Raw genomic sequence first — 21,285 nt, 5'->3', positions numbered from 1 at the left:
GGTAGTGTTCTGCTAGCGCGGAATGAAACGCACCTTAGGAGAGCACCATGAGCGAACGTCTCGAAGACATTGCCGCCGCGATCGTGGCGGATGGCAAGGGCCTTTTGGCCGCCGATGAGAGCTCCGGCACCATCAAGAAGCGCTTCGACGTGATCGGCGTCGAATCGACCACCGACAATCGGCGCGACTATCGCGAGATGATGTTCCGCGCCAAGGAGGCGATGACCAAGTATATTTCCGGCGTCATCCTCTATGACGAGACCATTCGCCAGAAGGCTGCCGACGGCACGCCGCTGGTCGACATCATCAAGGCCGCCGGCGCCATTCCGGGCATCAAGGTCGATGTCGGCGCCAAGCCTCTCGCCGGCTTTCCCGGCGACACCATCACCGAGGGTCTCGATGGCCTGCGCGAGCGGCTGGCGGACTACTATAAGCTCGGCGCCCGGTTCGCCAAATGGCGCGCGGTGATCGACATCGACACCGCCAAGGGCGTGCCGTCAGCCACCTCGATCGCCTCCAACGCGCATGCGCTGGCACGCTACGCCGCGCTCTGCCAGGAGGCAGGCATCGTGCCGATCGTCGAGCCGGAAGTGCTGATGGACGGCGCCCACTCGATCGACACCTGCTACGAGGTGAGCAAGGCGACCCTGCTGAAGCTCTATGGCGAGCTTTATGCCGCACGCGTGGTGCTCGAAGGCACTATCCTCAAGCCGAACATGGTCATCTCCGGCAAGAAATCGGGCAAGAAGGACAGTCCCGAAGCGGTCGCCCAGAAGACGATCAAGCTGTTTCGCGAAACCGTGCCCGTGGCGGTGCCCGGCATTGCCTTCCTGTCGGGCGGCCAGGACGACGAGGAAGCGACGGCCAACCTTAACGCCATCAATGTCATCGGCCCGCATCCGTGGAAGCTCTCCTTCTCCTACGGCCGCGCCCTGCAGGCGGCCGCGCAGAAGGCCTGGAGCGGCAAGGCGTCGAACGTCGCCGCCGGCCAGGCTGCCTTCATCCATCGCGCCCACATGAATCATCTGGCGGCGCTCGGACAATGGCAGCCGGCGCTGGAAAAGGCCGCCTGATAGCAATGCATGTCGCCAGAAGTGTGCAGCGGTTCTGGGGCAACGACATGCATCAACAACGGCTTGAAGCGCGTCGACGCGCTTTGAGCTTTCCCTAAGGCGCTGAAACCCGGTCCAAGGCCCGGCCAGGCCAAGGCCCGGGTTTTGTTTCTGCCGGCCGCACTCTTGGCTGGGCATGGAAACAGCGACGGCCCTGTCGGGTCGCGCCGATGTCGAACGTCCGTGCCAGGAAAGGACTTGAGATGGCCATGCAGCGCGACGAAACCGGCGACATCTTCCTCACCTTCATCTCGCGCGCCCGCGGCGGCGATGGCTGATCGGCGCCTGTCACTAGCTCGACCTGACGCCGAAGGGCCGCAACGAGACCGGCCTCTTTCACGGCTTGACCGACTGGGGTGCGGCTCCACGACGAATACCAGGTCAAGGCAGGGACCGCTCAGACTGCTGCGAGTGACTGGCCTCGTTCGCCGGAAGCGCCGCCCTTCGCAGGCCGTCCCCACCTGATATCGACGTGCCTCAAGCCCAATGACCAAGCACGGCCGCCAGCGAGATTGCGGCCATTGCAAGCAGCGCCAGCTTCCAGAAATCGCTGCGGCGCTTCAGCCCCGGCCAGCCGAGCGGCTTGATGATTTGGATGAGCATGATGCCGATGATGACAAGGGCGAGCAGTTTCGTCATGCCGCCTTTGACCAGCATCTTCGGCGGCTGTCAAAGCGGTTCTTGGCGCTTTCGCCACCGCATCGCTCCTGACAAACAAAGGGGCGCCCTGGGACCGCGCTGATCGTTCTGGCGCCGGCTTCGGCTACCTCACACCCCTGCTGACAGACTGCTGTCAGCAGGGGTGTGAGATACTCCTCTTGTCAAAAAGAGGAGCTCGGTCATGAACGGTTTTACCATCCTGCGTAGCGTGCAGCACTATGTCGGCAAGATCCGCACCGTGCGGAACGAGATCCGGACCCAGCGTTTCCTGAACACTTTGCCGGCGGACATTCGCAAGGACATCGGTTGGCCGGACCTTTATAACGGCCGCGTGCGTGAGAACTGAAATTTTTCGGCGCATGACTTGGATAGCGGCCATGCCGCGCCCAGATGTAATGTCGGTTGAAACGCTGGGTTTCAGGAAAGACGCCGTTGTCCGGTGGTGGAGTGGCTGCAGCCTCCTGACACTATGTTGTCAGGAGGCTTGCGTTATTGAAGCAGCCTCGAACCTGCGGGAACCGGTTTTGGGACCGCGGCATGCGTAGAACCGAAGCCAAGGGGTCAAACGATGCGCCGCGCCGACAGGCTTTTCCAGATCGTGCAGCATCTGCGCGGAGGCAGACTGGTCACCGCACAGAAGCTCGGGACGTGGCTCGAGGTGTCCGAGCGGACCATCTACCGCGATATAGCCGACTTGCAGTCGACCGGGGTGCCGATCGACGGCGAGGCGGGTGTCGGCTACATGATGAGGGAGGGTTTCGACCTTCCGCCGCTGATGTTCACGCGTGACGAGATCGTGGCGCTGGTTGCCGGCGCCCGCATGGTGCGCGCCTTTGGCGGCGCGGCGATGGCAAGGGCCGCCGACGAGGCGCTGGTCAAGATCGGTGCGGTGCTGCCCGACACGGAAAAGGACCGCATCGCCCGCACCGAGATCCACACGCCGATGTGGGTGGTGAGCGATGCCGCGCGCGAGGCGATCGACCTCATCGAGCGCGCCATCGAGAAGCGACAGGTGCTCACCATCGACTACTCGGACGAAGCCGGGCGCGGCACGGCGCGCGACATTCGGCCGCTGGGCCTCTGGTTCTGGGGCAAGGTCTGGACCCTGGTGGCCTGGTGCGAGATGCGCGACGATTTTCGCGCCTTCCGCATCGACCGCATCGCTTCGGTGGTGATTGCCGGGCGTATCTACAAGCCGGAGCGCGGCAAGCAGCTCGCCGACTTCTATCGCGCCGTGGAACGCAGCGAGGATTACGGCATGGCGCCCGACCGAGCGGCGCGGACCTGACCTCCCCAGGCACCGCCGACAAAAAAGCCCGCGCGAAGCGGGCTTTTTTGTCGGGCTGGGAGACCTTACTCCTCTTCCCCGTCTTCTTTCTTGTCCTTCGACTTCAGCGCCGAAAGCTTGGCGAACACGGCATTGGCGTCGAGCTCCTGATCCTCGTCCTTCGGCTTCTCCGGAGCCGGCGTCAGCCTTTCGGTCAGCGCCGCCGGCAGCAGCGTGTCGCCGGCGACCGGCTGTGCCTGCTCGCGGCCTCGCGAGGCGCGGTTGACTTCCATGTCGAGGTCGATCTGCGAGGTCAGGCCCAGCGTCACCGGATCCATCGGCTGCAGATTGGCCGAGTTCCAATGCCGGCGCTCCCGAATCTGCTCGATCGTCGACTTGGTCGTGCCGACCAGCCGCGCGATCTGCGCGTCCTTGAGCTCGGGATGATTGCGTACCAGCCAGAGGATGGCGTTCGGCCGGTCCTGGCGCTTCGACAGCGGCGTGTAGCGCGGGCCCTTGCGCTTCGATTCCGGCACCCGCACCTTGGGGTCCGAGAGTTTCAGCCGACGGTTCGGATCCTTCTCGCCGCGCGCGATCTCGTCGCGGGTGAGCTGGCCGGTCATGATCGGGTCCATGCCCTTGATGCCCTGCGCCGACTCGCCGTCCGCGATCGCCTTGACCTCCAGCGGATGCAGCCCGCAGAACTGCGCGATCTGCTCGAAGGAGAGCGCGGTGTTGTCGACCAGCCAGACGGCGGTGGCCTTGGGCATCAGCAGCGTATTGGCCATATCAAAAATCCTTCTCGTTCGCCCGCGTTCCCGCGCGGGCGGTGGTTTTAGAGCCACCAAAATGGGAAATTCGCGGCCTGTATAAACGCTCCGTCACGATTTCGCAATGTTTTTGGGAAGGGAGCAGCCGGGACCCAAAAAGACAAAACCCGCTGGACGGAGTCCAGCGGGTTCGGAACCGGAGACGAGCAAGCGTCTGCGACGGCTCTGGCTTCGAGACTGCGGCCCGGCCTTGCGGCCGGTCGCGCTTCAAATCAAAGAGCCTGGCGGGCGATACGCTCGATATCGGCGCGGTTGATGCCGAGGTCGTTCAGCTGGCGGGCGTTCAGCTTGTTCAGCTCACGCACGGTCTCATTGTAGAGGCGCCAGTTGCGGAAAGCGCGGATCGGGTTCATTTCAGTCCTCCATTCATGGGATCAGTTGTTCGATGCCGCGTAAATAGGCACCCTTGCCTACGAATTGAACGGACTCTTTTGCATGGCGGCAATGCATTTTGTGCATTGCAGCATTAGGCCTTTGTTCAGTCTCTCGCCAGGGATCCGAGCGCCCAGGATGCGTCGAGGATTCAGGTCAGGCCAAGCCCAAAACGGTTGGTCCGCAAACCGGAGCGGAACGTACTTAAAGTACGTGAGCAGCGGAAGCGCAGGACACAAATTGCTTGCAGGCCGGCCTCACCTATATCGGGCGCATCCTAGCCGACGTCGAGGACGATCTTGCCGATATGCTCGCCCTCCTCCATCCGCTCATGCGCCCGCCAGGCCTCCGTCAGCGGGAAGATCATGTCCATGACCGGAGCGACCTTGCGGGTGCCGAGCAGCGGCCAGACCTGAGCCTCGAGCGCCGCCGCGATGGCTGCCTTGAATTCGACAGTGCGCGGCCGAAGCGTCGAGCCGGTATGGACAAGGCGTTTGACCATGAGCTTTGCGAAGTCGGTGCTGGCGACCGCACCGGCCTGTACGGCGATCTGGACGATGCGTCCTTCGACCGCCGCCGCATCGTAGTTGCGCGCCACATAGTCGCCGCCCACCATGTCGAGGATGACGTCGGCGCCCCGGCCGCCGGTTGCGTCCTTGACCTCGGCAACGAAGTCCTGCTGGCGATAATTGATCGCCCGGTCGGCGCCGAGCCTAAGACAGGCCTCGCACTTCTCCTTGCTGCCGGCGGTGGTGATGACATAGGCACCAAATGCCGAGGCGAGCTGTATGGCCGTCGTGCCGATGCCGGACGAGCCGCCATGGACAAGCACCGTCTCGCCTTTCTTCAGCCCGCCGCGCTCGAACACGTTGTGCCAGACGGTGAAGTAGTTCTCCGGCACGGCCGCGGCCTCGGAATAGGTAAAGCCCGCCGGGATCGGCAGCACGCTGCCGGCGTGGACCTTGACATATTCGGCATAGCCGCCGCCCGGCGTCAGCGCGCAGACCCGGTCGCCGGTGCGCCAGCGCGATATCTCGTCACCGAGCGCCGCGATCTCACCGGCCGCCTCGAGCCCGGGCAGGTCCGAGGCGCCGGGCGGCGGCGGGTAGGCGCCTTTGCGCTGCTGCACGTCGGGCCTGTTCACGCCGGCCGCGTGCACGCGGATGAGGACCTCGCCGGGGCCGGGCGTGGGCACGTCGCGCGTCTCCGGCTTCAGCACCCTGGGACCGCCAGGCTGCGAGATTGCGATCGCCGTCATCTTTGCCGGAATATGCTGTCCGCTTGCCATGAATTGTCCCGTTTCCTCATGCCGCTGGCCGGCTGTTTGCATCGGCATCCCTGCCCTATGTATGCTCATTACCAAATCAGGCAAATGGTGAAATCAGGGAGAAGCGACGATGGCGATCTTCGACGACGAACCCAGGAAGAAGCCCCGCCCACACGAGATCGGACAGGATCTGTCGCTGCTGTCTGTCGATGATTTGTCCGAGCGCATTGACCTGCTGCGCGAAGAGATCGCGAGGCTGGAAGCTGAGCGGGCCGCCAGGGGCGCCACCAAATCCGCCGCCGAGGCACTGTTTCGCCGCGGATAATCCTGGCTGCATGGCCAGCCGCCCCGGAAAAGCCTGAAAGCGACTGCCAGAGCTGCACCCTCAAACAGACCTGCGCTTCGAAATTACCAGCCGGATCAGCCTATGTTCGCAACCTACCGACCGATCCTCTCGCTGCTGCGCGGCACCGCGTTCCTGCTGGCGGCCTCCGGCCTGCATGGCCTGCTTTTGCCGCTGCGCGGCCAGCTTGAGGGGTTCTCGACCGCCTCGCTCGGCCTGATGGGCACGGCATGGGCCGGCGGCTTCGTCACTGGCTGTTTCTTCGCGCCGCGGCTGGTGCGCCGTGCTGGCCATGTCAGGGCGTTCGGCGCCTTCGCCGCCTCCGGCGCAATCATTGCGCTCCTCACCGGCCTCATCATCGACGAGTATTTCTGGATCCTGCTGCGCGCCTTCACCGGCTTCACCATGGCCGGCGCCTTCATGGTCATCGAAAGCTGGCTCAATGAGAAGGCCACCAACGAGAATCGCGGCACCGTCTTCGGCCTCTATATGATGGTGACCTATGCTTCGATCATGGGCGGCCAGATGATCGTCGCCGGCGGCGATGTGAAATCGGCCTCGCTGTTCATGATCACCGGCATCCTGTTCTGCCTGTCGCTCCTTCCGACTGCGGTATCGACCCAGTCGCATCCGAAGCCGCTGCAGGATGTCAAGCTCGACGTCAAAGGCCTCTACGCCAATTCGCCGGTGTCGGCGGTTGCCTGCCTCCTGATCGGCATAGCCAATGGTGCCTGGGGCACGCTCGGCGCCGTCTATGGCGCCCGCATCGGCATCTCTACCGCCGAGATCGCGCTGATGATGAGCCTGGTGGTCATCGCCGGCGCGGCCATGCAGCTCCCCGCGGGCCGGCTATCCGACACCACGGACCGCCGTTTCGTGCTGGCGGGCGCAGCCTTCGGCGCGGCACTGTTTGCCGTGCTGGTCTTTCTGGTCGAGCCGCGTTCCGGCGTTTTCGTCATCTTGCTGACGGCCGCCTACGGCGCCTTCGCCTACACGCTCTATTCGATCGCCGTCGCGCATGCCAACGACCACGCGCGGGCGGAGGATTTCGTCAAGGTTTCCGGCGGCCTGCTGTTGCTCTATGGCTTCGGCACCATGATCGGACCGCTGCTGGCCGCCGCTTTGATGGGCTGGCTGCGCCCCGAAGCGCTCTTCCTTGCGACCGCGCTCGCGCATCTCTGCCTTGCCGGTTACACCCTGCTCCGCATCCGCGCCCGCGCGCCGGTTCCGATCGAAAACCGCGATGCCTTCAAGACGCAGCCGGCCGACCGCGCCGTCACGCCGGAAGCCTTGCGGCTCGACCCGCGCACAAAGGTTGAAACCGATGGTTGAGATTTGGGGAACTTTGCCCCACAAATGAGGCATGATGTTTTCCGACGCTTTCGTGGCGATAGCCGATCCCAACCGGCGCTATCTCTTGGAAGAGCTCCGGCGCGGTCCCAAGACGGTGAATGAGTTGGCCGCCGGTTTGCCGGTTTCGCGCCCGGCCGTTTCCCAGCATCTGAAAGTCCTGCTCGACGCCGGTCTGGTCAATGCCAGGGCCGAGGGCACCAGACGCGTCTACGCCGTCAGCACCGCCGGCTTCCTCAGGCTGAATGTCTGGCTGGATCAGTTCTGGGAACTCTCCCCTGGAGAGTGACCGCTGGCCACCAGCCAGAGGCCCTCAGTTCGCTCCCTGCAGCGCCGCGCCAAGCGCGTCGAGCAGTTCGCCGGTGCCATGCTCGCGCGTGGCCGGCGAGTCGATGCCGTCGAAGAAGGCCCCTTGCTCCGTCAGGATCAGTCGCGTTCCCCTGCCTTCCGCGATGAGCTCGATCGTCGCCAGCGAAACCGAAACTCGGGTTTCGCCGAACAGCAGCTCATAGCTGTAGACGATGCGTTTGTTCGGCACGATGTCCTGGTAGACGGCGTTGAAGAAATGCGTCTGCCCGTCGCTCGGGCAGCCGGCATTCACCTCCTTGCCGCCGATGCGAAAGTCCATTTCATGCCGGCTCGGCATCGGGTTGTCGGGATCGAAAAACCAGCGCTTCTTGGCCGCCGGATCGCTGAGCGCGAAATAGACCCTTTCGGGCGGCGCCGGATAGAGGCGTTCGATGACGAAGGTGGAATGGACGACGGATCGTTCGGTCATGACGGGCCCCTTCAGGTTTGGTCGGTGATGTCCGTGAGAAAATCGCCGAGCCGGTCGAGCCGGCGTTCCCAGGCCAGTCGCCGCTCGTTGATCCAATGCTCGGCTGCCCGCAATGCGTTTGGCTCGATCCGGCAGGTTCGCACCCGGCCAAGCTTCTCGGTGCTCACCAACCCGCTCGTCTCAAGAACGGCGAGATGCTGGACGACGGCCGACAGCGACATCGCCAGCGGCTCGGCGAGCTGACTGACCGATGCCGGTCCGCGCGACAGACGTTCCACCATCTGGCGCCGGGCGGGATCGGCAAGCGCCTGGAACATCAGATCGAGCTGGGCGGGATCATGCAGCATCGAGGCTTAGCCATTGTTGTAGGGGAAGAACTTGAAATAGGGCTGCGCCTCCTCGATCACGCGGGCGAAGCTCGGCCGTTCGAGCAGACGGTCGTGATAGCGTTTCATGGCGGGGAATTTGTCGCCGAACGGCTCGACCTTGTTGGCGTAAAACAGCGCAGGCGAGGCGGCGCAGTCGGCCAAAGTGAAGCGGTCGCCGACTGACCACGTTTTTGACTGCATCTCCCGTTCGATGATGGCGTAGGAATTGCGCAGCTGCTCGCGCGCCTGCTCGACTCCGAACGGATCGGTCTTGTCTTGCGGCCGCAGCCGGTCGCCGACGATCTTCTGCATCGGCTCCTGCACGTAGAAGTCGTAGAAGCGGTCTGCCTGGCGCACCTTGATGGCGAGGTCGACGTCGGCGGGAATGAGCTCGACCGGCCCGGGATAATAGGCGGTGAGATATTCGATTACGATGGTCGATTCCAGCACCGTGCGGCCCCGCGCGTCATCGCGCAGGGCCGGCATCTTGCCCGTCGGCGAAACCTTCAGGAAAGCCGCGCGTGACTGCGCATCGCCGAGATCGACGATCTGAGGCGCAAACGGCGTGTTGTTTTCGTAGAACGCGATCAGCGGCTTCCAGCAGAAGGAAGCGAGCGGATGGAAATACAGCGTCAGGGACATTTTTTCTCCTGTCGGCGGAGATCGAGGCAATACTGAAGTGATCACTTAACTATTTTCGCAGACCGCTGGTGTCAATCCTAATCCCGCTGGGCTAGCCAAATGCGGCGATGGCTTCGAGGATTTGCGGCCAATCGTTGCGGTGCAGTTCGTGGCCGCCGCCTTCGATCCGCACCAGCCTGCCGCCGGCAACCGCGCCGGCGAGCGCCTCGCCGTGCTCGATCGGGAAGAGCGGATCGGTAGTGCCGTGGATGACGAGCAGCGGCACGGTCAAATCCCTTATTCGCCGCTCCGGGCCGCCGCTCTTCAGCAGGAAGTGGTTGGTGGCGCTGGCGAGACCGCCGGACCGATCGTAGTCCTCCTCGATCATCGCACATGTCCGTTCGCTGTCGAACGAATGCAGGGGGCTGGCGATTGCGCGAGCGTCCCTGACCATGAAGTCGATGACCTGTTGCCGGTTCGACCAATCGACATCGGCACCTTCGGCGGAATGCTCTCGGTAGGCCTCGCTCGTCCCCGGCAAACCGGACGTATCGACACCGAGCGGTGAGCTGGAGATCACGGTGAGCGCGCTGACCCGTTCGGGATATTTCAGCGCTACGATCTGCGCGATCATGCCGCCCATCGACATGCCGACGACCTGCGCCTTGGCGATATTGTGATCGTCGAGCACACGGACGGCATCATCGACCATGTCCTCGAACCCGTAGGGCGGCGCGCCCGGCGTGTACTTGGTCGAGAGACCAGTGTCGCGATTGTCGTAGCGGATGACGAAACGGCCGCGCTCGGCAAGCGCCCGGCAAAAGGCTTCCGGCCACCAGAGCATCGAGGCCATGGCGCCCATGATCAGAAGGATCGCCGGGTCGGCCGGGTCGCCGAAGCTTTCCGAATGGATCTCAGGGCGAGGCAAGACGGTCATCCTTCTCTCCTCCATCTCTCAATCTGCTTGCATATTGCAATCAGTTGTACGATAAGCAGGCTGATATCATAGTGCAACCGGTTTTTTGGAGACTGGCATGAACACCGAGCACCGCTCCGGCTGCCCGATCAATCTGTCGCTGGAAGTTTTCGGCGACCGCTGGAGCCTGATCATCCTGCGCGACATTATCTTCGGCGGCAGGCGTCATTTTCGGGAATTGCTCAACGGCTCGATCGAAGGCATTGCCTCCAACATCCTGGCCGATCGCCTGAAGCGGCTGATGGAGCTCGGCCTCCTGACCAAGGCGGACGATCCCAGCCACAAGCAGAAGGCGATCTACAGCCTGACCGAGATGGCAATCACCCTTGTGCCGATCATGGCGCATCTCGGCGCCTGGGGCCGCGTCTGGCTGCCGGTCAGCGAGGAGCTGTCGATCCGAGCCGAACTGCTCGAAAAAGGCGGCCCGCCGTTGTGGGATCGGTTCATGGACGAATTGCGCCACGAACATCTTGGAGCGCCGGTGAAGACGCCGCCCGGCACGCCGACCGTGCGCCGGCAGTTGCAGACCGCCTATGAGGCGGTTGTCGCCCGTAAGCCTCAGGCCGCCGCCGCGGGTTGACGGCGTTTTGGACCGCGGGTCGCCGGGTGCAATCCTAGTTTAAGTTGATATCCCGGCTTGCCGACCGCATCGACACGGAGAAGCCGGCCAGCACATCGAACAGCGCGATGATCATCAACGTGAAGAACACCGAATGCGCGGCGCCCTTCACCAGCAGGAACTCGACCAGGAAGGCGATGAAGACCAGCGTCGACAACAGATGATCGAGGATCGACGCATTGGTGGTGCGCACCGATTTCGATATCTCGACGAAGAGGAAGATCAGCCCGATTAGCACCATCAGGTCGCCGAGCGTCATCGAGAAGACGCCGCCTGACATCATCCGGAACGAGAACATTTCGATCGTCCACGGATCGTCGCCGCCGCCGAACAGGCCGAGCAGTCCGAGGTTGTAGAGGACGAAGGGCACGATCAGCAGCGGGATGGCACCGAACATCTGGGCGTCTCCAATGAGGCACCCTTTTGTAAAAGGCGCGGCGGGCACGCCGTCAAGGCTTTTCGGCGATGGCGCCGAACACGCTCTAAATCCTAATGAAATAACGATGTCAGCCGTTTTTCCGCTGCCTTTTCGGCGGCTCGTGCCCAGCCAGCGCGAGGACCTTCATCCGGTCGCCAGAATCAAAAAGACCGGCCAGCGGCCGGTCCTCTGAAAACGTCACAACCATGGAAGCTTCTCAGCTTTCCCGTGCAAGCTTCTCAGCTTTCCTTCGGCTCCAGCACCTGGCGGCCGCGATACATGCCGGTCTTCAGGTCGATGTGGTGCGGCCGGCGCATTTCGCCGGAATTCTTGTCCTCGACATAGGTCGGGGCCTTGAGGGCGTCGGCCGAGCGGCGCATGCCGCGCTTCGACGGAGAGGTTTTTCTTTTTGGAACGGCCATGGATATGCTCCACTACATGGTCAAAATGCCCCGGCAACCCTCGCGAAAGGGCCGCATCGAGGCCATAATCTGAGAAAGTCGGGTGCCTATACACGCCTTGCGCCGTTTTGGCCAGCACTGGCGCGAATTTTTTTGAGCCGGCGCCGCTTCGCCTTAATCGAGGCAACCGACATAGGCGCCCGAACGCCCGGCGCGCCGCTCGATCAGATTGGCGAGACGCCTCAACCCCGGGCCTGGCCTGGCCGGATTGCGCGCGATCGGGTTGGGCAGGCTGACGGCAAGCAGCGCTGCCTGCCGGCGCGACAATTGCCTGGCCGAGACGCCGAAATGATGCTGCGCGGCCGCCTCGATGCCGTATATGCCTGGCCCCCATTCCGCGATGTTGAGATAGATCTCCATGATGCGGCGCTTCGACATCACCGCATCGAAATAGACGGCCAGTGGCAACTCGACCACCTTGCGCACGCTGCCCAGCGGCCGCGACCACAAAAACAGGTTCTTCACCGTCTGCATGGTGATGGTGGAGGCGCCGCGCGTCGCCTCGCCGGCAAGCGCATCGTCGACCACGCCGCGCAATTCGCCGAGGTCGACGCCGCGATGGAAGCAGAACTGGCCGTCTTCCGACATGATCACCGAATGCATGAGCACCGGGGCCACATCGTCGATCGATACCCAGCGCCGGTCGTAGCCGGAGAAGGTGACAAGATCCTTCAGCATCAGCGTCGAAACCGGATGCACAAAGGGCGGCAGATAGAGAAAGGTGAGCGCGACCGGCATCGCGGCCAGCACGATCGCCGCGACCAGGCAGCGCCGGCCAAGGCGCTTGAGACCGGCGCGGTTCAGGCGCCGCGGCCGTGCCATGTCCAGCCCTTCGCTTTCATGTTCGACGATCGGTTCCGTCAAGCCGCCCCACCCGTGCCACCCGCTACTTCGGCATAATGGCGCGAGGCTGCTTGCGCAACGTCTGAGTGTCGGCTACCGGTCCCGGCCATGTTGAAAGACGACCAGGTGGCCTTCGAATCCGCGCTTTTTACGCGCGCCGCAGCAGTCGAGGTCCTGCTGCGGCAGGTCTTCGATGCGCCTCTGCTCTCCGGCGAGATCGCCCGGCCGGAACGCCTGATGGCGGCGATGCGCCATGGCGTGCTCAACGGCGGCAAGCGGCTCCGCCCTTTTCTGGTGATGGAAAGCGCGGCGCTGTTTTCGGCAAATGACGAGGCGGCGCTGCGCGTCGCCGCCGCGCTCGAATGCGTGCATTGCTATTCGCTGATCCATGACGATCTTCCTGCCATGGACGACGACGATCTGCGCCGCGGCCAGCCGACGGTGCACAAAGCTTTCGACGAGGCAACCGCGATCCTTGCCGGCGACGCGCTGTTGACTTTGGCGTTCGACATCATCGCCGACGAGGCGACGGCGTTGCCGGCCGAGCGACGGGCGGCGCTGGTGCTGGCACTCGCCCGCGCCGCCGGAGCCGGCGGCATGGTCGGCGGCCAGACGCTCGACCTCGAGGCCGAGCGCAAGCGGCCGGACGAGGCCGGCATCATCCGTCTGCAGGCGATGAAGACAGGCGCGCTGATCCGTTTCGCCTGCGAAGCAGGCGCCATCATCGCCGGCGCATCCGCCGTCGACCGTGAAAGGCTGGCGGAGTTCGGCTCGGCGATCGGTCTTGCCTTCCAGCTAGCCGACGACCTGCTCGATCTCACCGCCGACGCAAAGCAGATGGGCAAGGCGACCAAGAAGGACGCCGCCGCCGGCAAGGCGACACTTGCCGCGCTGCACGGCGCCGATTGGGCGCGCGAGCAACTGCACGGCCTCATCGACCAGGCGCATGCGCTGCTGGAGCCCTATGGCGAGCAGGCGGATTTGCTGAAGGCGGCGGCAACGTTTGTCGCCACGCGGAGCAGCTGAGACAGCAGCCGACGCCGCGGACCTCAGGTCGCGGTTTTCACCCCCGCCCCGCCGCGTTCGCCACCACGAAAGCCGCGTAAAGCGACTGCCGCGCCGTGATGAACAAGCGATTGCGCTTGGGACCGCCGAAAGTCAGGTTGGCTACCGTCTCCGGGATGCGGATCTTGCCGATCAGCGTGCCGTCTGGATCGAAGCAATGGACGCCGTCGCCGGCCCCTGCCCAGACGCGGCCGGTCGTGTCCACCCTGAACCCGTCGAACAGACCGGCCGTGCAGGTGGTGAAAACGCCGAGTTCGCGCAGATTGTTGCCTTCGACAGCGAACTTGCGGATGTGCCTTGGCCCGTCCTTCTGATGCGTGACGCCTGTGTCGCCGACATAGAGGATCGTCTCGTCCGGGGAGAAGGCGAGGCCGTTGGGTTTTGCCATCGTGGAGACAACTCGCGTTACCTCACCGGTTCCAGGATCCGCGCGATAGACATGACATCCCTCGATCTCTTGCTCGCCGCGGTCGCCCTCGTAGTCGGTGGCGATGCCGTAGGGCGGGTCGGAAAACCACACAGTGCCATCCGAGCGCACCACCACATCGTTGGGCGAGTTCAAGCGCCTGCCTTCGAAGCGGTCGGCGATCACCGTGATCGAGCCGTCATGCTCGGTGCGGGTGACGCGCCGCGCGCGATGCTCGCAGGTGACCAGCCGCCCTTGGAAATCGACCGTGTTGCCGTTGGCGTTGTTGGACGGCGAGCGGAAGACCGAGACCGCGCCGCTGGTGTCGTCGTAGCGCATGATGCGGTCATTCGGGATGTCGGAGAAAAGGAGATACCGGCCGGCGGCAAACCACGCCGGGCCCTCGAGCCAGCGCCCGCCGGTCCACAGCCGCTCGACCGCAACGTGACCGACGAAACACCGCTCGAACCGCTCGTCGAGAACTTCGAACCCAGCGCCTTCAATGTCTCCGAACATGGTACTTCTCCGCGAAAACCGCCTCATCGATAGCCGGCGCGTTGATCCATTTTCAAGACTTGACCTTCATAAATGTTAGCGATAACATCGGTCGCAATTCAGTCATTTGCTTGGCTTGGGAGGAGGCCAAAAAATGCGGCCCAAGCTCATCGAATTCATCGACATCTCCAAGCGCTTTGGCGGCACCCTGGCTTTGAAGTCGGTCTCGCTCGACATCCATGAGGGCGAGATCGTCGCGCTGCTCGGCGAGAACGGCGCCGGCAAATCCACGCTGATCAAGACGCTCGCCGGCATCCACAAGCGCGACCAGGGCACGATCCGCTTTCGCGGCGAGGATTATCACCATCGCCCGCCCCGCCCCAATCAGCCGCAGAAGGTCGCCTTTATCCATCAGGACCTCGGCTTGATCGAATGGATGACCGTGGCCGAGAATGTCGGCATGGCGCAGGGCTTTTCGCGCCGCATCAGCCTGATCGACTGGCAAGACACCGAGCGCCGCGCCGAGCGCGCGCTGGCGCTCGTCGGCTGTGCCTTCGATCCGGCGACGCGAGTGCAGGACCTCTCGCGCACCGAAAAGTCTCTGGTGGCGATTGCCCGGGCTTTGGCCACCGAGGCCGACGTCTTGGTTCTCGACGAGCCGACGGCGAGCCTGCCGGCGGACGAGGTCGAGCGCCTGTTCGAGGCGCTGCGGCCGCTGCGCGAGCGCGGCGTCGGCATGATCTATGTCTCGCACCGGCTGGACGAGGTGTTCCGCATCGCCGACCGCGTCGCCGTCATGCGCGACGGCCGCATGGTCGCCGTCAAGCCGGTGGCCGAGACCACGCCGCAGGAACTGGTCGATCTCATCGTCGGCCGGCCGGCGCACCAGATGTTTGCCAAGTCGCATTGGCAGGACGGGCCGGAGCGGCTCAGGGTGGAAAACCTCACCTGCGGCAGTGTCGGTCCGGTTCGCTTCGAGGCACGGTCCGGCGAGTTGCTTGGCCTGGTCGGCCTGCGGGGCGCCGGGCAGGAAGCTGTCGGCCGCGCGCTGTTTGGGGCCGAAGCTTTCGACGGCTTGGCCTGGCTCGACGGCAAGCGCCTCGACCTGTCCTCGGTCGGCGCCGCTCTTGCCGCCGGCGTCGGACTGATTGCGCGCGACCGCACCGAGGAATCCGTGGCGCTGTCGCTCTCGGTGCGCGAGAACATGTATCTCAACCCCTCGGCCGTCGGCCGCGGGCTCTTCTCCTTTATGAAGCCGGCCCGGGAAAGCGAGCTGACGCGGGAGCTCGGCGCGCGGCTGGGGCTGCGGCCCAATGACCCGCACCTGCCGATCGAGGCGCTCTCCGGCGGCAACCAGCAGAAGGTGGTCGTCGGCCGCTGGCTGGCGACGGGCCGTAAGCTTCTGATCGCCGAGGATCCGACGGCGGGCGTCGATGTCGGCGCCAAGGCCGAGATCTATCGGCTGATCGCCGCCGCGGTCGAAGCCGGGCTGGCAGTGATCGTCGTCTCCACCGATTTCGAGGAAGTCGCCCATATCTGTCACCGCGCGCTCGTCTTCTCGCACAATCGCATTGTGCGCGAGCTCGCCGGCGATGCCTTGACGACGGCGGCGCTCATCAGCGCCGCTTCCGTGTCCGAAGCCGCCTGAGGAGGATCCATGAACTCGATCAAATCGACGGCGCTTGAGCCGACCCGTTCGGAGCTCGCCGGACTGAGCTACGGCCAGAAGGCGACGCGCTATCTGCCGGTCTACGGCCTGCCGATCCTGACGCTGCTCCTGATCCTGCTCTTCTCGCTGCTCCTGCCGCGGACGTTCCCGACGCTGCTCAATTTGCGTTCGATCGTTTCCGACAAGGCGATCATCGCGCTCTTGTCGCTGGCGGCGATGATTCCGATGGCTTCGGGCCGCATCGACCTCACCGTCGGCTACGGCATCGTGCTCTGGCACATCCTCGCCATCAGCCTGCAAACCGCCTTCGGCGTGCCCTGGCCGCTCGCCGTGCTCATCGTCATCCTGCTCGGCGTGCTCACCGGCTTCATCAACGGCCTGCTGGTCGAGGTGGCGCGCATCGATTCCTTCATCGCCACACTCGGCACCGGCACGGTGCTCTACGCTTTGGCAATGTGGTACACGGGCGGCCGCCAGGTCGTCGGCGTGCTTCCCGACGGTTTCCTTTCCCTCAACGGCACCATGCTGTTCGGCCTGCCGATCACCGGCTACTACGTGGTCGTGCTGGCGCTGGTGATGTGGCTGGTGCTCGAATATATGCCGCTTGGCCGCTACCTCTACGCCATCGGCGCCAATCCGAAGGCGGCCGCGCTCAACGGCATTCCGGTGCAGAAATTCGTCATGGGGGCCTTCGTCGCCTCCGGCGCGCTCACTGCCTTGGGCGGCGTGCTGCTGGCCTCGAAGCTCAGGATCGGCCAGGCCAGTGTTGGCCTCGAATACCTGCTGCCGGCCTTGGTCGGCGCATTCCTCGGATCGACCACCATCAAGCCGGGCCGCGTCAATGTCTGGGGCACGATCGTCGGCGTCGTCATCCTCGCCGTAGGCATTTCCGGCATCCAGCAGTTCGGGGGGTCGTTCTGGGTAGAGCCGCTGTTCAACGGCGTCACCCTGCTCGTCGCCATCGGCATTGCCGGCTACGCGCAGCGGCGCCGCGGCGCGGTGGTGCCGGCATCCGCGCCCACCAGCCGACCAGCCACGAGCCAATCAACAAATACAACCGACAATGCTTAATGGGAGAAACGATATGCAGCGCAGAACAGTCCTACAGCTCGGAATTGCCTGCCTGGCGCTTGGCATCGCCTCGCCGGCGCTGGCCGACCCGATGGCCGACGCCAAAGCGGTGGTCGAAAAATATGCCAGCAAGGTCGAGAAGTGGGACGGACCGACCACGGGACCGAAAGGGGCTGCCGGCAAGACCATCGTCGTGCTCGGCGCCGACATGAAGAACGGCGGCATCCTCGGCGTCACCAAGGGTGTCGAGGAAGCCGCTGCCGCCCTGGGCTGGACGGTCAAGACGCTTGACGGCGCCGGCTCCATCGGCGGCCGCACCGCTGCCTTCGGCCAGGCGCTGGCGCTCAATCCCGATGGCATCATCATCAACGGCTTCGACGCCGTCGAGCAGAAGCCGGCGATGGAGCAGGCCAAGGCGGCCAAGATCCCGATGGCGGCATGGCATGCAGGGCCGACGGTCGGCCCGATCGACGATCTCGGCATCGTCGCCAACGTCTCGACCGACCCGATGGAAGTGTCGAAGGCGGCCGCCGACTGGGCCTTCGTCGATGCCAAGGGCAAGCCCGGCGTCATCATCTTCACCGATTCCACCTACCAGATCGCCATCGCCAAGGCGGACCGGATGAAGAAGGAGATCGAGGATCTCGGCGGCAAGGTGCTCGAATATGTCGACACGCCGATCGCCGAGACCTCGCAGCGCATGCCGCAGCTCACCACCTCGCTGCTGCAGAAATACGGCGACGCCTGGACCCATTCGCTGGCGATCAACGATCTCTATTTCGACTTCATGGGCCCGTCGCTGGCGGCGGCCGGTAAGTCCGGTACCGACGCGCCGATCAACGTCGCGGCGGGCGACGGTTCGGAATCGGCCTACCAGCGCATCCGCTCCGGCCAGTTCCAGAAGGTGACGGTGGCCGAGCCGCTGAACCTGCAGGGCTGGCAGCTTGTCGACGAGCTCAACCGCGCCATGGCCGGCGAGAAATGGTCGGGCTACATCTCGCCGCTGCATGTGGTGACTTCCGACAATGTCGAGTTCGACGGCGGCCCGGACAACCGTTTCGACCCGGGCAACGGCTACCGCGACCAATACAAGAAGATCTGGGGCAAATAGACGCCATCCAGAACGATCAGCGAGCGGTCGGCGATCATCCCGCCGGCCGTTCGTTTTTTCCGACGCTTCAGGCCGTGTGTCGCACAACAACCTTGGGCGTCATGCCGACTACGACGCGGTCATCGAGCGCTCGCCGCCCGTTGAGCAGGTCGAGCACCAGCTCGGCGACGCGGATGCCGATCTCATGCGCGCCGACGTCGATCGTGGTGATCGAAGGCACCGACTGCTCGGCGAGATCATAGGCGCCGAAGCCGGCAATCGCCACGTCGTCCGGCACGCGGATGCCGCGTCGAACGCATTCCATCAGGGCGCCGAAGGCGGAGAGGTCGGACACGCACATCACCGCTTGTGTATCCGGCCAGCGCGAGATCATCTCGACCATGGCGGTCGCGCCCTCGCGCATCGAGATCGGCGGCACGCCGGAGGCAATCACGCGCGAAGCGTCGAGGCCGCGGTCCTCCAGCGCCGCGACGAAGCCGCGCCGGCGGTCCAGGCCGCGGGTGTCCCGCGAGGTGTCGCCACCGATAAAGCCCAGCCTCGAATAGCCGCGCTGGAGGAAATGATCGACCATCAGCCGCCCGGCATCGGCATTGGAAAAGCCGACGACGTGGCCGATGGGATCGGCTGGCAAATCCCAGGTCTCCACCACCGGAACGCCGGCATTTGCCAGCAGCTTGCGGCAGCGCGGCGTGTGCCGGCCGCCGGTGACGATGATCGCCTCCGGGCGACGCTGCAGCAATTGCCCGACCAGGCGTTCCTCCTCCTCGACATTATAGTCGGTGAAGCCGAGCAGGATCTCCAGCCCGCTGTCGCGCAGGCCCTCGGTCATGCCGCGCACCGTGTCGGCGAAGTTGGCGTTGTTGATCGAGGGGATCGTCGCGGCGACGAAGCCGGAGCGCCGCGACGACAGGTTGGCGGCGATGCTGTCGAAGACATAGCCGAGCTCTTCAGCCGCCTTGAGGATGCGGTCGCGCGTATCGGCGCTGACCGAAGCGTCGCGCTTGAAAGCGCGCGACACGGTCATCGTCGAGACGTTGGCGCGATGCGCGACATCGGCCATGGTCGGCCGTTTGGGCGAAGATTGCATGGCCGTACGTTATCGATATCACGGCGGAATGCAACGCGCCGTTGCGGCTCACGCAAACGCGATCTGGACCTTCATCGCCTGGCTGCGGTCGTTGGCGAGCTCGAAGCCGGAAAGCGCCTCGTCGACCGGCACCGAGTGGGTGATCAGCGGCTTCACGTCGATCAGCCCCTTGCGCATCAGCTCGACGCCGACGGCGAATTCGGGATGGAAGCGGAACGAGCCGTTGATCGACAGTTCCTTGGCGGTCACCGTCGACATCGGCAGTGCCATCTCGGCGCCGCCGAGGCCGAGCTGGACGATGGTGCCGCGCGGACGCAGCGCAGCGATGCCTTGCGCCAGCGCCGACGCCGCGCCCGAACATTCGTAGAGGATGTCGAAGGTCCCCTTGGCGGCAAGGTAGGGCGCCAAACCTTCCGGCTCGCTTCGGGTGTTGATGGTCTTGTCGGCGCCGGCGCGCATGGCCATCGACAGCGTGAAATCGGCGATGTCGACGGCGACGATCTCGGCCGCACCCGCGCGGCGCGCGCTGATGATCGACAGCAGGCCGATCGGCCCGCAGCCTGTGACCAGCACGCGCTTGCCCAGCATCTCTCCGGCCCGGCGCGTCGCGTGCAGACAGACGGCCAGCGGTTCGGCCATCGCCGCCTCGCCGGCGGTCAGGCCGTCGGCCGGGACGCACTGAATCGCGTCCGCCACCAGCATTTCACGAAACGCGCCCTGGATATGCGGGAACGGCATGGCGCTGCCGTAGAAGCGCATGTTGAGGCACTGGTTGTGCATGCCCTCGCGGCAATAGCGGCAGCTGTAGCAGGGCCGCGACGGAGACACGGCGACAAGCTGTCCCGTCTGCAGTCCACTCACTCCCGGCCCGAGGCTCTCGATCACGCCGGAGACTTCGTGGCCGAGGATCATCGGCTCCTTCAGGCGCACCGTTCCGAAGCCGCCGTGATTGTAGTAGTGCAGGTCGCTGCCGCAGATGCCGCCGGCGGCGAGACGCAACAGCACCTGGCCCGGCCCCGGTTCCTCGACCGGACGGTCCTCGATGCGCAGGTCTTTGGCGGCGTGGATGACGATCGACTTCATGGCAGGCGAACTCCTCGGATTGTGCAGGCAGGCTTTGCGTGAAAACTTGCGTAAAACAATTTCACAGCACTGGCGTCAGCAACGGCTGGCCAGCAAAATGGGCGGCAAGGTTGTCGCGTACCAGCTTGCCCATCGCCTTGCGTGTCTCGATGGTGCCCGACGCATGGTGCGGCTGCAAAAGGACGTTGTCGAGCGCCAGGAACCGCGGATTGAGTTTCGGCTCGCCCTCGAAAACGTCGAGCGCGGCAGACCCGAGCGCCTTCTTCTCGAGCGCATCGAGCAGCGCATCCTCGTCGATATTGGAGGCGCGCGAAATGTTGATCAGCATGCCGTCCTCGCCCAGCGCCGCGATCACCTCGCCATTGACGATGTGGCGCGTCGCGGCCGACGCCGCGAGCGTCACGAACAGGAAATCCGAACGGCCGGCCAGGTCGACGGGATCGGCGACGAACTCCCAGTCCGCGGCGAAATCCTTGGGCGCGACGTCGCTGTAGGCGATATCCATGCCGAAGCCGGCCAGACGCTTGGCCACCTCATAGCCGATGCGGCCGAGGCCGAGCACGCCAGCCCGCCGGCCCCAGACTCGGCGCTTCAGCGGGTAAAGGCCCTTAGAGGCCCAACTGCCATCGCGCACCCAGCGCTCGGCGCCGATCATGCCGCGCGACAGGCACAGCATCATGGCGATGCCGAGATCGGCGACGTCGTTGGTCAACACATCAGGCGTATTGGTGACCCGCACGCCGCGCTCTCGGCACGCCGACAGATCGACCGCGTCGAAGCCGACGCCGTAGACCGAGACGACCTCGAGTGCCGGGCACGCCTCGATCATGGCGCGGTTCGCGCCGAGTTCGCCGCGGGTGGCGATGGCGCGGACCTGCGGCCCGACGTCGGCGAGGAAGGACGGCTTGTCCTCGGCCGCGAAATAACGATGCACCACGAAGGCTTCGTTGAGCGGCACCTCGTCCCACGCGGGATAAGGTCCAACCTGAAGGATATGGGGCCGCTGCATCGGT

Annotated in this window: 26 protein-coding genes; 11 read left to right on the top strand and 15 right to left on the bottom strand. The window is 64.6% G+C overall.

Annotated elements, in window-relative coordinates; translation table 11 throughout:
• The first annotated feature begins 47 nt into the window (after window positions 1–47).
• Window positions 48–1,073, top strand: coding sequence for a class I fructose-bisphosphate aldolase (locus CK215_RS11875; protein WP_095831022.1), 1,026 nt, complete (start codon window positions 48–50; stop codon window positions 1,071–1,073).
• A gap of 516 nt (window positions 1,074–1,589) precedes the next feature.
• Here the strand turns inward: CK215_RS11875 and CK215_RS11865 are convergent.
• Window positions 1,590–1,769, bottom strand: coding sequence for a hypothetical protein (locus CK215_RS11865; protein WP_067002035.1), 180 nt, complete (start codon window positions 1,767–1,769; stop codon window positions 1,590–1,592).
• A 184-nt stretch (window positions 1,770–1,953) separates the two neighbouring features.
• Between CK215_RS11865 and CK215_RS11860 the strand changes: the two genes are divergently transcribed.
• On the top strand, window positions 1,954–2,118 hold the full coding sequence (locus tag CK215_RS11860; protein ID WP_082953649.1) for a hypothetical protein: 165 nt from the start codon (window positions 1,954–1,956) through the stop codon (window positions 2,116–2,118).
• 222 nt (window positions 2,119–2,340) lie between these two features.
• Window positions 2,341–3,060: a YafY family protein gene (locus CK215_RS11855; protein WP_059189944.1), complete on the top strand. Its 720-nt coding sequence runs from the start codon at window positions 2,341–2,343 to the stop codon at window positions 3,058–3,060.
• Window positions 3,061–3,125: 65 nt separating this feature from the next.
• On the opposite strand, the gene CK215_RS11850 is transcribed toward CK215_RS11855, so the two are convergent.
• The 3 genes from CK215_RS11850 to CK215_RS11840 all read right to left on the bottom strand — a co-directional run bounded on the left by CK215_RS11850 (window position 3,126) and on the right by CK215_RS11840 (window position 5,529).
• Window positions 3,126–3,827: a DUF1013 domain-containing protein gene (locus tag CK215_RS11850; RefSeq protein WP_095778148.1), complete on the bottom strand. Its 702-nt coding sequence runs from the start codon at window positions 3,825–3,827 to the stop codon at window positions 3,126–3,128.
• Window positions 3,828–4,081: 254 nt separating this feature from the next.
• Window positions 4,082–4,222 (bottom strand): DUF1127 domain-containing protein, encoded by a 141-nt coding sequence (locus tag CK215_RS11845; RefSeq protein WP_095778147.1) that lies wholly within the window; start codon window positions 4,220–4,222, stop codon window positions 4,082–4,084.
• A 296-nt stretch (window positions 4,223–4,518) separates the two neighbouring features.
• Window positions 4,519–5,529, bottom strand: a complete 1,011-nt coding sequence (locus CK215_RS11840) for an NAD(P)H-quinone oxidoreductase (protein ID WP_095778208.1) — start codon at window positions 5,527–5,529, stop codon at window positions 4,519–4,521.
• A 109-nt stretch (window positions 5,530–5,638) separates the two neighbouring features.
• Here CK215_RS11840 and CK215_RS11835 point away from each other — a divergent pair, with 109 nt between their 5' ends.
• From CK215_RS11835 to CK215_RS11825, 3 genes are all read left to right on the top strand, one after another.
• Window positions 5,639–5,833: a DUF1192 domain-containing protein gene (locus CK215_RS11835; protein WP_067002029.1), complete on the top strand. Its 195-nt coding sequence runs from the start codon at window positions 5,639–5,641 to the stop codon at window positions 5,831–5,833.
• Between the two features lie 102 nt (window positions 5,834–5,935).
• The gene (locus tag CK215_RS11830) at window positions 5,936–7,183 is read left to right on the top strand and encodes an MFS transporter (protein ID WP_067002026.1); all 1,248 of its coding nucleotides are present in this window, start codon (window positions 5,936–5,938) and stop codon (window positions 7,181–7,183) included.
• A 31-nt stretch (window positions 7,184–7,214) separates the two neighbouring features.
• Entirely contained in the window at window positions 7,215–7,490 is a 276-nt protein-coding gene (locus CK215_RS11825) for a metalloregulator ArsR/SmtB family transcription factor (RefSeq protein WP_067002023.1), read from the top strand.
• Between the two features lie 24 nt (window positions 7,491–7,514).
• Here the strand turns inward: CK215_RS11825 and CK215_RS11820 are convergent, their stop codons facing one another.
• The 4 genes from CK215_RS11820 to CK215_RS11805 form a co-directional block, all read right to left on the bottom strand.
• Window positions 7,515–7,979 (bottom strand): SRPBCC family protein, encoded by a 465-nt coding sequence (locus CK215_RS11820; RefSeq protein ID WP_095831021.1) that lies wholly within the window; start codon window positions 7,977–7,979, stop codon window positions 7,515–7,517.
• 11 nt (window positions 7,980–7,990) lie between these two features.
• A complete protein-coding gene (locus tag CK215_RS11815; protein WP_095799820.1) occupies window positions 7,991–8,326 on the bottom strand; it encodes a metalloregulator ArsR/SmtB family transcription factor in 336 nt (111 codons plus the stop codon).
• A gap of 6 nt (window positions 8,327–8,332) precedes the next feature.
• Complete coding sequence (locus CK215_RS11810) at window positions 8,333–8,989, bottom strand: glutathione S-transferase family protein (protein ID WP_095831020.1); 657 nt, start codon at window positions 8,987–8,989, stop codon at window positions 8,333–8,335.
• A gap of 91 nt (window positions 8,990–9,080) precedes the next feature.
• A complete protein-coding gene (locus tag CK215_RS11805) occupies window positions 9,081–9,905 on the bottom strand; it encodes an alpha/beta hydrolase (RefSeq protein ID WP_095831126.1) in 825 nt (274 codons plus the stop codon).
• Between the two features lie 97 nt (window positions 9,906–10,002).
• Between CK215_RS11805 and CK215_RS11800 the strand changes: the two genes are divergently transcribed.
• Window positions 10,003–10,524: a helix-turn-helix domain-containing protein gene (locus CK215_RS11800; RefSeq protein WP_095831019.1), complete on the top strand. Its 522-nt coding sequence runs from the start codon at window positions 10,003–10,005 to the stop codon at window positions 10,522–10,524.
• Between the two features lie 34 nt (window positions 10,525–10,558).
• Here CK215_RS11800 and CK215_RS11795 read toward each other — a convergent pair whose 3' ends face one another.
• From CK215_RS11795 to CK215_RS11785, 3 genes are all read right to left on the bottom strand, one after another.
• Window positions 10,559–10,960 carry a hypothetical protein gene (locus CK215_RS11795; RefSeq protein ID WP_067319335.1) on the bottom strand — a complete coding sequence of 134 codons (402 nt, stop codon included), beginning with the start codon at window positions 10,958–10,960 and terminating at the stop codon, window positions 10,559–10,561.
• A gap of 260 nt (window positions 10,961–11,220) precedes the next feature.
• Window positions 11,221–11,403 (bottom strand): 50S ribosomal protein L32, encoded by a 183-nt coding sequence (gene rpmF, locus CK215_RS11790; RefSeq protein ID WP_006203806.1) that lies wholly within the window; start codon window positions 11,401–11,403, stop codon window positions 11,221–11,223.
• 153 nt (window positions 11,404–11,556) lie between these two features.
• Window positions 11,557–12,264 carry a transglycosylase domain-containing protein gene (locus tag CK215_RS11785; protein WP_067002212.1) on the bottom strand — a complete coding sequence of 236 codons (708 nt, stop codon included), beginning with the start codon at window positions 12,262–12,264 and terminating at the stop codon, window positions 11,557–11,559.
• 129 nt (window positions 12,265–12,393) lie between these two features.
• Here CK215_RS11785 and CK215_RS11780 point away from each other — a divergent pair, with 129 nt between their 5' ends.
• On the top strand, window positions 12,394–13,311 hold the full coding sequence (locus tag CK215_RS11780; protein ID WP_095831018.1) for a polyprenyl synthetase family protein: 918 nt from the start codon (window positions 12,394–12,396) through the stop codon (window positions 13,309–13,311).
• Window positions 13,312–13,348: 37 nt separating this feature from the next.
• Here the strand turns inward: CK215_RS11780 and CK215_RS11775 are convergent, their stop codons facing one another.
• Window positions 13,349–14,272: an SMP-30/gluconolactonase/LRE family protein gene (locus tag CK215_RS11775; RefSeq protein ID WP_095782519.1), complete on the bottom strand. Its 924-nt coding sequence runs from the start codon at window positions 14,270–14,272 to the stop codon at window positions 13,349–13,351.
• A 133-nt stretch (window positions 14,273–14,405) separates the two neighbouring features.
• Here CK215_RS11775 and CK215_RS11770 point away from each other — a divergent pair, with 133 nt between their 5' ends.
• From CK215_RS11770 to CK215_RS11760, 3 genes are read left to right on the top strand one after another with little or no spacing between them, the layout of a single operon-like run.
• Window positions 14,406–15,899 (top strand): sugar ABC transporter ATP-binding protein, encoded by a 1,494-nt coding sequence (locus CK215_RS11770; RefSeq protein ID WP_095831017.1) that lies wholly within the window; start codon window positions 14,406–14,408, stop codon window positions 15,897–15,899.
• A 9-nt stretch (window positions 15,900–15,908) separates the two neighbouring features.
• Entirely contained in the window at window positions 15,909–16,991 is a 1,083-nt protein-coding gene (locus CK215_RS11765) for an ABC transporter permease (RefSeq protein WP_095831016.1), read from the top strand.
• Between the two features lie 13 nt (window positions 16,992–17,004).
• Window positions 17,005–18,102, top strand: a complete 1,098-nt coding sequence (locus CK215_RS11760) for a substrate-binding domain-containing protein (protein WP_095831015.1) — start codon at window positions 17,005–17,007, stop codon at window positions 18,100–18,102.
• Window positions 18,103–18,169: 67 nt separating this feature from the next.
• Here CK215_RS11760 and CK215_RS11755 read toward each other — a convergent pair whose 3' ends face one another.
• The 3 genes from CK215_RS11755 to CK215_RS11745 all read right to left on the bottom strand — a co-directional run bounded on the left by CK215_RS11755 (window position 18,170) and on the right by CK215_RS11745 (window position 21,281).
• Window positions 18,170–19,189, bottom strand: coding sequence for a LacI family DNA-binding transcriptional regulator (locus CK215_RS11755; protein ID WP_170950280.1), 1,020 nt, complete (start codon window positions 19,187–19,189; stop codon window positions 18,170–18,172).
• A 48-nt stretch (window positions 19,190–19,237) separates the two neighbouring features.
• The gene (locus CK215_RS11750; protein WP_095831014.1) at window positions 19,238–20,272 is read right to left on the bottom strand and encodes an L-idonate 5-dehydrogenase; all 1,035 of its coding nucleotides are present in this window, start codon (window positions 20,270–20,272) and stop codon (window positions 19,238–19,240) included.
• 61 nt (window positions 20,273–20,333) lie between these two features.
• The gene (locus CK215_RS11745; protein ID WP_095831124.1) at window positions 20,334–21,281 is read right to left on the bottom strand and encodes a 2-hydroxyacid dehydrogenase; all 948 of its coding nucleotides are present in this window, start codon (window positions 21,279–21,281) and stop codon (window positions 20,334–20,336) included.
• Between the last annotated feature and the right edge of the window lie 4 nt (window positions 21,282–21,285).

The organism is Mesorhizobium sp. WSM3864 (assembly GCF_002294955.1).
Classification (GTDB): domain Bacteria; phylum Pseudomonadota; class Alphaproteobacteria; order Rhizobiales; family Rhizobiaceae; genus Mesorhizobium.
The sequence above is the reverse complement of the archived record's forward strand: the minus strand, read 5'-3'. Positions and strand labels throughout refer to the sequence as shown.